This is a genomic window from Mycolicibacterium sarraceniae, from assembly GCF_010731875.1.
GTDB classification, from domain to species: domain Bacteria; phylum Actinomycetota; class Actinomycetes; order Mycobacteriales; family Mycobacteriaceae; genus Mycobacterium; species Mycobacterium sarraceniae.
In genome coordinates this window covers 3,248,250-3,261,184 of the sequence record NZ_AP022595.1, presented here as the reverse complement: position 1 = coordinate 3,261,184, position 12,935 = coordinate 3,248,250, and the positions used below count along the sequence as shown (strand labels likewise).

The following is a 12,935-nucleotide window of genomic DNA, read 5'->3' as shown; positions in this document are numbered from 1 at the left end:
CACCGGAACACTGCGGTGGCCAAATCCCATCGCCAGTTGTCGACACCGCCGCTGTTGGTGACGGACTGGTACGACCGACGATGTCAGCATGCACGCACAGATAGTCCTGTTCGACGGATTCGATCCCCTCGACGCCATCGCTCCGTTCGAAGTCCTGGCCGCCCGAAGCGACGCGATCGGCGGCGAACTGGTGGTCGAGATGGTGACCGCCGAAGGCCCCCGCCCGGTGACCATCGGCACGCTGCACGTGGTGTACAGCTTCGCCGAACGTGATCAGGCCATTGTCGGCAGCGCCGCCGGCAAGGACGAAACCGTCTCGCTCAACGACATTGTCATCGTCCCGGACGCCGACGGCCAACGGGCTACCTGGCGTCAATCAGTCACCAAGCCGATGCGGTTGAAGCTCGACTTCGACGTGCTGGTGCGCGGCGATGAACTCAAGGCCATTCCCGTGCCGGACGACTCCCCCGAACGGCGGTCACCGGTCAACGCCGACTCGGCTAGACCCGCCGGCGTTCCCGCTCGGCCGCCAAGCCCTCGTTGACCACGGTAACGGCCATGCTTTGGCTGTAGCCGCGACGGGCCAGCATCCCGATTAGCCTGCGCATCACCTTGACGTCGTCGTCGCCCTCCAGTCTCTCGCAGCGCAGCTTCTGCTCCACCAACTCCTCGGCGCGCAGCCGCTCGGCACCGGCGTCAATACCGTCGAGCGCGGCGGCGATCACCTCGTCGTCAACACCCTTGGTCCGCAACTCAGCAGCCAAGGCGCGCTTACCTTTTCCGGCCCGTTGTCGTCGCGATCGGACCCACTGTTCGGCGAAGTCAGCGTCATCGATCAGTCCGACTGCGGCCAGCCGGTTCAGTACCGTTGCCGCGACCTCGTCGGAGTATCCCCGCTTGGCCAGCTGCGCGGCCAACTCCGATCGAGTCCGCGACCGCGCGGTGAGCAGGCGCAGACACAGCGCGTGCGCCAGCTCTTCACGGGTCTCAGAAGTCGACTGGGGCTGGCAGGACGTCATCGATAGGCCCATCGGTCACCACCGCGCCGATACCGAGCTTCTCCTTGATCTTCTTCTCGACCTCGTTGGCCACATCGGGGTTCTCGATCAGGAAGTTGCGGGCGTTCTCCTTGCCCTGTCCGAGCTGCTCACCCTCATAGGTGAACCACGATCCGGACTTCCGGATGAAGCCCTGGTCAACGCCCATATCGATGAGCGAGCCTTCACGGCTGATGCCCTTGCCGTACAGGATGTCGAATTCGGCCTGCTTGAACGGCGGCGACACCTTGTTCTTGACGACCTTGACGCGAGTGCGGTTACCCACTGCGTCGGTGCCGTCCTTGAGTGTCTCGATCCGCCGAACATCCAGACGCACCGAGGAATAGAACTTCAAAGCCTTACCGCCCGTTGTGGTTTCGGGCGAGCCGAACATCACACCGATCTTCTCACGCAGCTGGTTGATGAAAATCGCGGTGGTACCAGAATTGCTCAACGCACCGGTGATCTTGCGCAGCGCCTGGCTCATCAACCGGGCCTGCAGGCCCACGTGGCTATCGCCCATCTCGCCTTCGATCTCGGCGCGCGGCACCAATGCGGCCACCGAGTCGATGACGATGATGTCGATGGCTCCCGAACGAATCAGCATGTCGGCGATCTCCAGCGCCTGCTCACCGGTGTCGGGCTGGCTGACCAGCAGTGCGTCGGTGTCCACGCCGAGCTTTTTGGCGTAGTCCGGATCGAGCGCGTGCTCGGCATCGATGAATGCCGCGATACCACCGGCCGCCTGCGCGTTGGCCACGGCATGCAGAGCCACCGTGGTCTTACCCGAGGATTCCGGGCCATAGATTTCGACGACGCGACCGCGGGGCAGCCCGCCGATACCCAGCGCTACATCCAAGGCGATGGATCCGGTCGGGATGACCGAGATGGGTTGACGAACCTCGTCGCCCAACCGCATCACCGAGCCTTTGCCGTGACTCTTTTCGATCTGCGCAAGCGCGAGCTCGAGGGACTTCTCGCGATCGAAGGCTTGTGGCGCCATAGAAAACCTCTTCCGGTAGTCGTCTTCTGACCGTGTTGGTCAATTGGCCGTGACGCTAGAGGGGGCCTCTGACAAAACTCGGTCGAACGCCCCCCAGATTAGCGAACAGGTGTTCGAAAGCAAGCCAACGCGCCGCGCGTGTCAGTCACCACTGATCGCGCGGTACGTCGAAGTCCGCGCACAACGCCCGCCACACGTCGCGGGGGTCCAGACCGTCCTCGATAGCCTGCGTCGCAGTACGTCCACCCAGCTGCGTCAGCACGTGATCGACCAGCAGCGACCGACCACGAGCGCGGCCGAACTGCCCATCGACCAGTTCGTGGAATTCCGTCAGCCGCACGTCACCAACCTACCCAGCCACCCGCGCCGCTTCATGGCACACCTGTACCGGATCGGTGACGTCCCGGACGCTCTCACCGGCGCGCCGGGCCGCCTCCCGATACCCCGGCGACGACAGCACCTCACCTACCTCGGCCACCAACGACTCAGCCGACAGCGGCCGGATCAGCCGCGCACTTCCTTGTCGCACAACACGATTGGCTAGTTCCCACTGATCACCTCCGCCAGGGAGCACCACCAGCGGAACACCGGCGAGCAGGGTCTTGGACAGCATGCCGTGACCCCCACCGCAGATCACCAGATCGGCATGGGTCAGCAGCTCGTCCTGGCGGCCGAGCCCGACGTTCACCCACGGCGGAACGTCAAAGTCGTTGCCGCCGAGCCGGGAGATCACCACTCGCGAGCCCACCGGCAGGGTGCGGCCGGGGATCAGGTGTTCCAGCACCAATTCGACGGCGCCGACGACTCCGGTGGCGGCCGTCGACGGCGCCACTACGACGACCGGGCCGTCGCCGGGCGGGATCGGCAACACTGCGGCCGTCGGCTCGAAGTGCAGTGGTCCGACGACGACAGCCTCGGCCGGCCAGTCGGGGCGCGGCACCTCGAGTGCGGGCAGGGTGGCGATCAGCCGCCGTGCCGGACCTGGTTCGGCTGCCGGCAGCCCGATCTCGACCCGCGCCGCCGACCGCTGCCGCTGCCCCTCTTTGAGCGACCGCGCGGTCAGCGCGCGCAGAACCGCGTCGCGCATCCGGCCGCGCAGGCCGGTTCCAGGCGCCAGCCCGCTGCCGATCGGGGGCAGGCCCCGCGACGGCAGGTACAACGGCTGCGGGTTCAGCTCGACCCACGGAATGCCCATCAACTCGGCTGCCATGCCGCCACAGACCGTGATGACATCGGAGACGATCAGATCGGGCGTCAGCTCGCGCAGGACCGGCTCGTTGAGCACCGCCATCCGCGCCGCACGCCGGTGGATCTTCTCCCCCGCGTCGGTGTCGTCGTCGCCGTCTTCGAGTTCGAGCCCGGCCAATTCGACGAACTCGATGCCGGCCGTCCGCGCCGTCTCGCGCCATTCGGCGCCGGTCAGCAGGACGGGATCGTCCCCGGCGGCGGCCAGACGCAGGCATATCGCGATCGCGGGGAAAGCATGGCCCGGATCCGGACCGGCCACCACTGCGACGCGCACGGGCCTACCCTGCCACAGGGCACAAAGCCTAGGCTGGCGAGCATGACCGAGCAGACCGCCAATGTGAGCTCCGACATCGACAACGCCCATACCGTCGAGGTCTTCCTGTCCGCACTGCAGGCCCAGGACCTGACGACCGCCGACGCCCAGCTGGACGACAACCTGGTCTATCAGAACGTCGGCTTCCCGACCATTCGCGGCCGTAAGCGGGCAATGAAGATTTTCAAGGGGTTGCAGCGCCCCAGCTTCGGCTTCGAGGTCAAGATCCACCGCATCGCGGTCAACGGGCCGGTAGTGCTGACCGAACGCACCGACGTGCTGGCGATCGGCCCGGTGCGGCTGCAGTTTTGGGTATGCGGGGTGTTCGAGGTGCATAACGGCCGAATCACGCTGTGGCGGGACTACTTCGATATGTATGACATGCTCAAGGCGACGGTGCGCGGCCTCATCGGCGCCGTGTTGCCAGGCTTGCGTCCGACTCTCTAGGCCCGGCGGAGCTGGCCCAGCTCGTCGAAGGCCTGCGCCCAGCCCGTCAGCCGGTCGGTCGCACCGGCCAGCTCGCTGCGATAACGCTGCTGCGACATCGGCGAGCTCGACATCGAGCCGGTGTTGGCCGCCGATACCAGTTGAGCTGCGGCAGTGACCATTTCGTTGTACTGCCGCACCCCGGCGTTGAGCTGAGTGGTGAAGGCGTTGATCGTCGGTGCCAGGTAGGACTGCGACTGCGGCGTCTCGATGGCAGCCCGCTCCATCGAGACCACTTCGGCGGCAGTCGCCGCCATGGTCACCGCGGTGCGGTCCGCAGCTGCGGTCAACTCGCGAATCTCCTCCGGCGGCAGCATGTTCCCGCGCGTCATGACGCCCAGAAGTGAATGGAATCCCCGTTCGGAAGCGCCCAGCGCCGACATCGACGGCCGGGCCACCGAACCGTGCGGTGGCAGCCGGCGGCCGCTGACCTGACGCTGCGGCGGCAGTGGCTCGGCCCGAAGCCAGCGGTAGCGCAACAAGAGCAGCGTCGCGGGCACCGCGGCACCCGCGGCGATCACACCGGTGATGATCAGCCCCCACACCGGCGTGCTCCACGTCGCGAGCAGTCCGGTGACCGCCACCCAGAACACGGTCGCAAACGAGAAGAACAGACCTAGCCGCAATGACCAGCGCCGCTTACGCAGCAATCGGGCGCGCGGATCCGCTGCGGCACTAAGCTTTTGGGCCGCCACGTCGGCGTACTCGCTGACGGTGTCGATACCGCGCTGGATGGCCGAACGCCATGGGCGCGATACGGACCCCGGTTTGTCCGGTGTCACCGCCATCGAATGTTCGCCTCCTACAGTCCGAGCGGCTGCTCGGGCTCGGGTGTGTTGGCAGGAGTTGCCGGGGCGGCAGCGCCGCCGGCGGGCAGCGCGTCGCCGCGCATCGAGGCCCGGATCTGCTCGAGCCGAGAGTGGCCGGCCATCTGGACACTGGCCTGCTGCACCTCGAGCATGCGGCCCTGCACCGAGTTCTGGGCCAGCTCCGCTGAACCGATCGCGTTGGCATAGCGGCGCTCGATCTTGTCGCGCACCTCATCAAGGCTGGGGGTGTTACCCGGGGCGGCGAGGTCGCTCATCGACCGCAGTGACGCGCTGACCTGCTCCTGCATCTTGGCCTGCTCGAGCTGGCTGAGCAGTTTGGTGCGCTCGGCGATCTTGGTCTGCAACATCATCGCGTTCTGTTCGACGGCCTTCTTGGCCTGACCCGCGGCCTGCAGGGCCTGGTCATGCAGGCCCTTGAGGTCTTCCACGCTCTGCTCGGCGGTGACCAACTGGGCGGCGAACGCCTCGGCGGCGTTGTTGTACTCGGTGGCCTTGGCACCGTCACCGGCCGCGGTGGCCTGATCGGCGAGGGTGAGCGCCTGGCGGACGTTGACCTGCAGCTTCTCGATGTCGGCAAGCTGACGATTCAGGCGCATCTCGAGCTGGCGCTGGTTTCCGATCACCTGGGCGGCCTGCTGAGTCAGCGCCTGATGCTGCCGTTGGGCCTCTTCGATCGCCTGCTGAATCTGGATTTTCGGGTCGGCGTATTCGTCGACCTTGGAGTTGAAAAGCGCCATCAGGTACTTCCACGCCTTGGTGAACGGATTGGCCATCAGTTGCCCCGCCTTCGTGTCGAGTGCCGCAATGTGGTGGTCGTTGGTGCCCAACTTATCGGTTCACGATGCCAGCACACACCTCTGAGGGCATCCACCCCCGGACAGGGTCAGGCGACCGCCATCGCAACGGGATGCGGGATGACCACCTTCGTGGCGACGTCGATCACGCTGTCGGTAGCCGGCACGGCGGTCAACCGGGCAATGCGCTCACGGTCGGCCATTTTCTCACCCGCATCGGTCAGCACCCGCGACAGCGGGACAGCGAGTGCGGTGCAGATCGCACTGAGTAATTCACTGGAGGCTTCCTTGCGGCCACGCTCCACCTCGGACAGGTAACCGAGGCTGACACGGGCCGAATCGGACACCTCGCGAAGGGTGCGTCCCTGCGAAGTACGGGCGTCACGAAGTACGTCGCCGATCACCTCACGCAGCAGTACGGCCATCGAGCTGTCCTCTCCAAGAGTTGCAACACCTACTGCAACGCCGCGAAGCGGCGATTTGGTTCCCAGGAAACCTCAGGTTCGCTCGACCAGGCCGGACAGCCGGTCGATGGCCTGACGCGCCGCAGCCAGCCGGATCTCCCAGCGGGAGCCATCCAACCGCAGCTCAGCGACCTCGGTAGGCCCCGCCCCGGACCGGCCAGTCCGAGGTAGACCGTGCCGACCGGATACCCGCCGTGGGGTTCCGGGCCTGCGACCCCGGTCAGCCCGCCGGTCAGCGATTCCGCGGTGGCGACCGTTTGACCGCGTGCGACCAGCGCGCGGGCGGCATCACCGACCAGCGGATCTCTCACGGGAGTCCTTGACCGCGCACACCACGTAGTCGATACCGGTGAGCACCGTGAGCACGACCGCGGCCCACATGATCGCCCACGCCACGGTCAGCCAGGGCGATGACCAGTTGTGCAGTGGCAGCACGAACAGTCCGATCGCGACGGCCTGCACCAGGGTCTTGAGCTTGCCCCCGCGGCCGGCCGGAATCACTCCGTGGCGCAGCACCACCAGCCGCAGCACTGTGATGCCCAGCTCACGGACCAGGATCACCACCGTCACCCACCAGGGGACGTCACCGAGCATCGACAAGCCGATCAGCGCGGCCCCAATGAGCATCTTGTCGGCGATCGGGTCGGCGAGCTTGCCGAACTCGGTGACCATCCCGTAGGTCCGGGCCAGCGCACCATCGAAGCGATCGGTGATGACCGCCACCGCAAATATGGCGAAAGCCGTTATCCGGTAACCACTTTCGTGACCATTACCGGCAAAGAGGGCAAGCAGGAAAATCGGGACCAGGACGAGCCGGACCCCCGTAAGCAGGTTGGCGACGTTGGCCACTCGCACACGCGGGACCACTGGACCGCTCTGGGGTTGTCCCGACACGGCACCAGAATATCGGTTGGCGGCAAGGGGCCCGACGCCCGATACTCTGCACCCGTGAGTCCTGATGTCGTCGTCCGCCGTGCCCGCACCTCGGATGTCCCCGATATCAAGCGTCTGGTCGACACCTACGCAGGCCGGATCCTGCTGGAGAAGAACCTGGTCACGCTCTACGAGGCGGTCCAGGAATTCTGGGTGGCCGTGCTCGACGACGAGGTCGTGGGGTGCGGAGCGCTACACGTGCTGTGGGCCGACCTGGGCGAGGTGCGCACTGTCGCCGTCAACCCGAAGGTCAAAGGGCGCGGTATCGGGCACGCGATCGTCGACCAGCTGCTGACGGTAGCCCGTGAGCTGCAACTACAGCGGCTGTTCGTGCTGACGTTCGAGACGGAGTTCTTCACCCGGCACGGCTTCGCCGAGATCGAGGGCACGCCCGTCACCTCCGAGGTCTACGAGGAGATGTGCCGCTCCTACGACATCGGTGTCGCGGAGTTCCTCGACCTGTCGTACGTGAAGCCCAACATCCTCGGCAACACCCGGATGCTACTCACGCTCTGACGCCGGCTAGAAGTCGTCGTCGTCATCATCATCGTCGGCGGAGCCACCACGGATCAGCATGAGCGTGCCGGCCAGCTCCTCGGGCTTGACCAGCACCTCGCGGGCCTTGGATCCCTCCGAGGGCCCGACGATGTTGCGGGTCTCCATCAGGTCCATCAGACGACCAGCCTTGGCGAATCCGACCCGCAGTTTGCGCTGCAGCATCGACGTCGACCCGAATTGCGATGACACCACCAGCTCGACGGCCTGCAGGAAGACGTCCATATCGTCGCCGATATCGGGGTCGACGTCGGTGCGCTCTCCGGTCGGCTTGGCGGCGGTGACGCCCTCGGTGTATTCGGGCTCGGCCTGGTCCTTACAGGCCTGCACGACGGCCTGGATCTCCTCGTCGCTGACGTAGGCGCCCTGCAGCCGCTCCGGCTTGCCTGCGCCCATCGGCAGGAACAAGCCGTCGCCCATGCCGATCAGCTTCTCCGCGCCCGGCTGGTCGAGGATCACTCGGCTGTCGGTCAGCGACGACGTCGCAAACGACAACCGGGACGGCACGTTGGTCTTGATCAGGCCGGTGACGACGTCGACTGATGGCCGCTGCGTGGCCAGAACCAGGTGGATACCGGCCGCGCGGGCCTTCTGCGTGATCCGCACGATCGCTTCTTCGACGTCACGCGGTGCGGTCATCATCAGGTCGGCTAGCTCGTCGACGACGGCCAGGATCAGCGGGTAAGGCTTGTACACCCGCTGGCTGCCCAGGGGCGCGGTGATCTCCCCGGAGCGCACCTTGGCGTTGAAATCCTTGATGTGACGCACCCGCGAGGCCTGCATGTCCTGGTAGCGCTGTTCCATCTCCTCGACCAGCCAAGCCAGCGCTGCGGCGGCCTTCTTGGGTTGGGTGATGATCGGCGTGATGAGGTGCGGAATGCCCTCATACGGCGTGAGTTCCACCATCTTCGGGTCGATGAGGATCATCCGCACTTCTTCAGGGGTGGCACGGGCCAGCAGCGAGACCAGCATCGAGTTGACGAAGCTGGACTTGCCCGAGCCGGTCGAGCCGGCCACCAGCAGGTGTGGCATATCGGCCAGGTTGGCCGAGACGAAGTGGCCCTCGATGTCCTTGCCCAACCCGATCACCAACGGGCGATGGTCGCCGCGGGTCGACGGCGCGGTGAGAACGTCCGCAAGACGGACCGTTTCGCGGTCGGTGTTGGGCACCTCGATGCCGACGGCCGACTTACCCGGGATCGGTGCCAGGATCCGGACGCTTTCGGTGGCCACCGCATAGGCGATATTGCGTTGCAGCGCAGTGATTTTCTCGACCTTGACGCCGGGTCCGAGCTCGACCTCGTAACGGGTGACAGTCGGCCCTCTGGTGCAGCCCGTCACCGACGCATCGACCTTGAACTGCTGCAGGACCGACGAAATCCGTTCCACCATGTGGTCATTGGCGGGGCTGCGGCGTTTCGGCGGGTCACCGGCCACCAGGAGATCCAGCGAGGGCAGGGTGTAGGGCCCTTCGACCACCCGATCGAGAACCTTGGTGTCTTGCTTGGGTGCGTCATCGATGACGGCGTCCGGCGTGGGCACCGACTTCTTGCGCCGAGCTTTGACCGGCTCGGGCGCCGTCGGCGCATCCTCTTCCAGCGGATAGTTGTCCAGCGGCGTACCTACCGGCCCCTTCGCCCCCGGCCAGGTGGGCGCCTCGTCGACGGTGTAGGACCGCGGGTCGTCGTAGTAACCATCGGAGAAGTCTTCTGGCTCAGCAGGTTCGACGGCCTCAGGTTCGTCGCACTCCTCGTCGTACTCGTCGTCCTCGTCATAACGGCCGCGGGTGCTGAACATAGCGTAGAGCGTCTCGGGCACTTCGCGAATCGTGGTGCCCGTCAGCAGCAGCACGCCGAACAGTGCGGCGATGATCAGCAGCGGCGTGGCGATCCACGCGGACAACCCGTCGGATAGCGGTCCACCGATCGCGAAGCCGATGAAACCGGCGGCACGCTGCCGGGCGGCCGGATCCTGCGGGGCACCCGACCACAGATGCCACAGGCCCAGCACCGGCAGCGCGATCATGGCGCAGCCCAGGATCAGCCGCGGGCGGGCGTCGGGGTTGGGTTCGGAGCGCATCAGCGACACGGCGATGACAGCGATGGCGACAGGCAGTAGCACTACCGCCCCACCGACGAGCGTGCGCAGCACCGAGTCAGTCCAGGCCCCCACCGGGCGGGCGGCGTCGAACCACGAACTGGCGGCGATCACGACCGCGACGGCCAGCAACCCGAGCGCTATCCCGTCGCGACGATGACCGGGCTCGATGTCACCAGCCCGACCGACCGATCGGGCGGTCGAGCCGGCCCCCTTGGCCAACATCAGCCAGGTCGCCCGCGCAGCCCGCCCGGAGGCTACTGCGGCGGTGGCGACTGGCGAGGAGGTGCGCTTCTTGGCGGGCTTGCGCCGCGCAGCCGGCTTTGCCGGTCGCGACGTACCCTTTGACCTGGTCGTTCGCGCGCTTGAGCGAGCGGCCGTCTTGTTCGCCATGCGGGCAAGCCTAGTCGCAATTACCCCATCTGCACCACCCACAACACCCGTAACACTGCGCGTCGTTGCCAGACTGCGACAAAGGCCGGCAGCGGCCGATTATGCGGCCCTCACACCCCTCGCCGGGACCCCGTCGTGCGCCGATACGAAGCACGGCTAACGTAAGCCCCGTCACACCTACTTTCGAGGAGCTCGCTCATGCCCGTCGTCGTCGTTGCCAGCTTCACCGTCAGGCCTGAATCCGTCGACGCTGTGCGTGAGGCCTGCAAGACGGCCGTCGCGGCGGTCCATGAAGAGCCTGGTTGCGACCTGTATGCGGTCCACGAAGGCGATAAGACGTTTGTGTTCGTCGAGCAGTGGGCCGACGAGGAGGCGCTCAAAAACCACAGCACCGCGCCTGGCGTGACGGCTCTGTTCGGCGCGATCGGCGAGCACCTCGACGGCGCACCCGACATCAAGATGCTGCAGCCCATCCCGGCCGGCGATCCGGCCAAGGGACAGGTCCGCCCCTAAGCCATGGGTGAACTTGACGGCAAAGTCGCGCTGATCACCGGTGCCGCCCGCGGCCAGGGTCGCGCGCACGCGGTGAAACTGGCCTCGGAGGGTGCCAACATCATCGCGGTGGATCTGTGCGATCAGATCGCCAGCGTGCCCTACCCGCTGGCCACCCCCGAGGACATGGCCGCCACGGTCAAGCTCGTCGAGGACCTCGGCGCGCGCATCATCGCCCGCGAGGCCGACGTCCGGGACCGGTCGGCGCTCAAGGCAGCCGTGTACCAGGGCATCGAGGAACTGGGCCGGCTCGACATCGTGATCGCCAACGCCGGTATCGCCCCGATGGCCGATGACGGTGCCTGGCAGGACGTCATCGACGTGAATCTGACCGGCGTTTATCACACCGTTGACGTGGCGATGAAGCCGATGATCAAGCAGGGCGACGGCGGCGCGATCGTGCTGACCAGCTCGGTGGCCGGACTGGTCGGCATCGGCGCCCCCGTCGCCGGGTCGCTGGGTTATACGGTCGCCAAACACGGTGTGGTCGGCCTGATGCGGGCATACGCGAATTTCCTTGCGGCATTCAATATCCGGGTCAACTCGGTGCACCCCGCCGGGGTAAACACACCCATGATCGACAACGAGTTCACCCGATCCTGGCTGGAGGGCTTCGCCCAGCAGATGCAGGGCGGCCCCGACATGAGCAACGCGCTGCCGGTGCAGACGCTGGAACCCGAGGACGTCGCCAACGCGGTGTACTACCTGGTTTCCGGCGCTGGACGGTACGTCACCGGGGTCACGCTGCCCGTCGACGCCGGGTACACCAACAAGCGCTGACATACCATCGGGTGACGATGACACCCGATCTGGACCTCACCAGCGTCCCGTCCTGGGCCGTCGAACCCGCTTGTCCGAGGCCCGATCTGACCGGCCGCCAGTACACAGTGCTGGCGATCGGTGCCGACGCCGCCGAGATCGCCAGAGGGTGGATCGCCGAGATCAGCGCTGAGCCTCGGGTGCATCTGGTCGCCGATACTGCCGAGGCATGCCGTGCGCTGGACGCAGATCTCGCCGATGCTCTCGTCGGCTGGCGGCTGCTGCTGGCCGGCCCCGCCCATGCCTGCCTTCGGGTCCGTGCCCGCGCACTGGAACTGGGCGCCGGTGACGACGAGATCACCGTCGCCAGTACCGAAGTCGCCACCCGCGAGATCTATTGCCCGCACTGCCGGACCACCACGACTGCGCCCGTGGGACTGGCCGACGAGGTCTGCTGCCCCGGCTGCCGGCGCCAGTTGTTCGTCTACCACCACGTCTCCCGCCGGCTCGGTGCCCATCTCGGGTTCGCGACCCGCGCTGACCCGTCATGACCACCCTGACGTTGGAGGTCGTCGCGGTCGACGATCAGGTTCCCGGGATCCGGACCCTGCGCCTGGCCGGCGCCGGCCGAGAGGTGTTGCCGTCATTCACGCCGGGTAGCCACATCGTGATCCAGTGCGCAGAGGGCGCCAACGCCTACTCGTTGACCGGCGAGACCACCTCGCCTCACGAATACGTGGTGTCGGTGCTGGAATGCCCACAGGGCCGCGGCGGATCCCGCTGGATTCACCGAGCTTTAGCGGTCGGCGACACGGTCATGGCCCATCCACCGCGCAGCGCATTCGCCCCGGTGCTGCGCGCCACGCGACACCTGCTGATCGCCGCCGGAATCGGCATCACCCCGATGGTGTCGCACCTGCGTAGCGCCCGGCGCTGGGATCGAGACGTGCGCTTGCTCTACGTCCACCGCGAGGGCCGCGGCGCCTATGTCGACGAGATCGGATCCCTCACCGACAACGCATCGCTTTTCACCGACCGCGCCTCCTTCCTATCCGAGCTGTCCTCCGCGCTGGCCGGCCAGCCATTCGGCACGCACGCCTACATGTGCGGCCCAAGCCAATTCATCGACGACGTCGTCACCACCGCCACAGCGCTGGGCTGGCCTGGCAGCCGCATCCATATCGAGCACTTCGGCGGCGAGCTGGCGCCCGGCGACCCATTCGAGGTCGAGTTATCCTGCAGCGGCGATGTTTTCACCGTTGAATCGGGTGTCTCCCTGCTGGAGTCGTTGACGGCTCGCGGCCATGCCGTGCCGAGCCTGTGCCACCAGGGAGTCTGCGGTGAATGCCGGGTGCCGGTGCGTTCCGGGCAGGTGCTACACCGCGACCTCTATCTGAGCGACGACGAGCGCGCCGACTCGATGATGGCCTGCGTGTCGCGCGGGTCCGGCCGGGTGGAGCTGGAGCTATGA

Annotated in this window: 15 protein-coding genes and 2 pseudogenes; 8 read left to right on the top strand and 9 right to left on the bottom strand. The window is 66.5% G+C overall.

The window, feature by feature from the left end:
- Positions 1–88: 88 nt before the first annotated feature.
- Together G6N13_RS25240 and G6N13_RS16245 are read left to right on the top strand one after the other, a co-directional pair.
- Positions 89–250 (top strand): annotated as a pseudogene (locus G6N13_RS25240) (DJ-1/PfpI family protein); the annotation flags it as partial.
- Positions 227–504, top strand: a pseudogene (locus G6N13_RS16245) (hypothetical protein). The pseudogenes G6N13_RS25240 and G6N13_RS16245, both read left to right, overlap by 24 nt.
- On the opposite strand, the gene recX reads toward G6N13_RS16245, so the two are convergent.
- From recX to G6N13_RS16225, 4 genes are all read right to left on the bottom strand, one after another.
- Positions 501–1,019: a recombination regulator RecX gene (gene recX, locus G6N13_RS16240; RefSeq protein ID WP_163698592.1), complete on the bottom strand. Its 519-nt coding sequence runs from the start codon at positions 1,017–1,019 to the stop codon at positions 501–503. The pseudogene G6N13_RS16245 and the gene recX overlap by 4 nt on opposite strands.
- Entirely contained in the window at positions 988–2,040 is a 1,053-nt protein-coding gene (gene recA / locus G6N13_RS16235) for a recombinase RecA (RefSeq protein WP_163698590.1), read from the bottom strand. The genes recX and recA overlap by 32 nt, the downstream gene beginning before the upstream one ends.
- Positions 2,041–2,185: 145 nt before the next feature.
- Complete coding sequence (locus tag G6N13_RS16230; protein ID WP_163698588.1) at positions 2,186–2,380, bottom strand: DUF3046 domain-containing protein; 195 nt, start codon at positions 2,378–2,380, stop codon at positions 2,186–2,188.
- A 9-nt stretch (positions 2,381–2,389) separates the two neighbouring features.
- Complete coding sequence (locus G6N13_RS16225; protein WP_163698586.1) at positions 2,390–3,562, bottom strand: glycosyltransferase; 1,173 nt, start codon at positions 3,560–3,562, stop codon at positions 2,390–2,392.
- 42 nt (positions 3,563–3,604) lie between these two features.
- Between G6N13_RS16225 and G6N13_RS16220 the strand changes: the two genes are divergently transcribed.
- Positions 3,605–4,048, top strand: coding sequence for a limonene-1,2-epoxide hydrolase family protein (locus tag G6N13_RS16220; protein ID WP_163698584.1), 444 nt, complete (start codon positions 3,605–3,607; stop codon positions 4,046–4,048).
- Here G6N13_RS16220 and pspM read toward each other — a convergent pair.
- The 4 genes from pspM to pgsA form a co-directional block, all read right to left on the bottom strand.
- Positions 4,045–4,875: a phage shock envelope stress response protein PspM gene (gene pspM / locus G6N13_RS16215; RefSeq protein WP_163698581.1), complete on the bottom strand. Its 831-nt coding sequence runs from the start codon at positions 4,873–4,875 to the stop codon at positions 4,045–4,047. The genes G6N13_RS16220 and pspM overlap by 4 nt on opposite strands.
- 14 nt (positions 4,876–4,889) lie before the next feature.
- On the bottom strand, positions 4,890–5,690 hold the full coding sequence (gene pspA / locus G6N13_RS16210; RefSeq protein WP_163702206.1) for a phage shock protein PspA: 801 nt from the start codon (positions 5,688–5,690) through the stop codon (positions 4,890–4,892).
- Between the two features lie 110 nt (positions 5,691–5,800).
- Positions 5,801–6,136: a transcriptional regulator ClgR gene (gene clgR, locus G6N13_RS16205; protein ID WP_163698580.1), complete on the bottom strand. Its 336-nt coding sequence runs from the start codon at positions 6,134–6,136 to the stop codon at positions 5,801–5,803.
- 327 nt (positions 6,137–6,463) lie between these two features.
- Complete coding sequence (gene pgsA, locus G6N13_RS16195) at positions 6,464–7,069, bottom strand: CDP-diacylglycerol--glycerol-3-phosphate 3-phosphatidyltransferase (protein WP_163698578.1); 606 nt, start codon at positions 7,067–7,069, stop codon at positions 6,464–6,466.
- A 54-nt stretch (positions 7,070–7,123) separates the two neighbouring features.
- Here pgsA and G6N13_RS16190 point away from each other — a divergent pair, with 54 nt between their 5' ends.
- The gene (locus G6N13_RS16190) at positions 7,124–7,624 is read left to right on the top strand and encodes an amino-acid N-acetyltransferase (RefSeq protein WP_163698576.1); all 501 of its coding nucleotides are present in this window, start codon (positions 7,124–7,126) and stop codon (positions 7,622–7,624) included.
- Positions 7,625–7,630: 6 nt separating this feature from the next.
- Here the strand turns inward: G6N13_RS16190 and G6N13_RS16185 are convergent, their stop codons facing one another.
- Positions 7,631–10,153: an FtsK/SpoIIIE family DNA translocase gene (locus tag G6N13_RS16185; protein WP_163698574.1), complete on the bottom strand. Its 2,523-nt coding sequence runs from the start codon at positions 10,151–10,153 to the stop codon at positions 7,631–7,633.
- 198 nt (positions 10,154–10,351) lie between these two features.
- Between G6N13_RS16185 and G6N13_RS16180 the strand changes: the two genes are divergently transcribed.
- The 4 genes from G6N13_RS16180 to G6N13_RS16165 are packed head-to-tail and all read left to right on the top strand — an operon-like array spanning position 10,352 to position 12,935.
- On the top strand, positions 10,352–10,666 hold the full coding sequence (locus G6N13_RS16180) for a putative quinol monooxygenase (protein ID WP_163698571.1): 315 nt from the start codon (positions 10,352–10,354) through the stop codon (positions 10,664–10,666).
- A gap of 3 nt (positions 10,667–10,669) precedes the next feature.
- Entirely contained in the window at positions 10,670–11,485 is an 816-nt protein-coding gene (locus G6N13_RS16175; RefSeq protein WP_163698569.1) for a mycofactocin-coupled SDR family oxidoreductase, read from the top strand.
- A 17-nt stretch (positions 11,486–11,502) separates the two neighbouring features.
- On the top strand, positions 11,503–12,015 hold the full coding sequence (locus G6N13_RS16170; protein WP_163698567.1) for a dimethylamine monooxygenase subunit DmmA family protein: 513 nt from the start codon (positions 11,503–11,505) through the stop codon (positions 12,013–12,015).
- Positions 12,012–12,935 (top strand): PDR/VanB family oxidoreductase, encoded by a 924-nt coding sequence (locus tag G6N13_RS16165; protein WP_163698565.1) that lies wholly within the window; start codon positions 12,012–12,014, stop codon positions 12,933–12,935. The genes G6N13_RS16170 and G6N13_RS16165 overlap by 4 nt, the downstream gene beginning before the upstream one ends.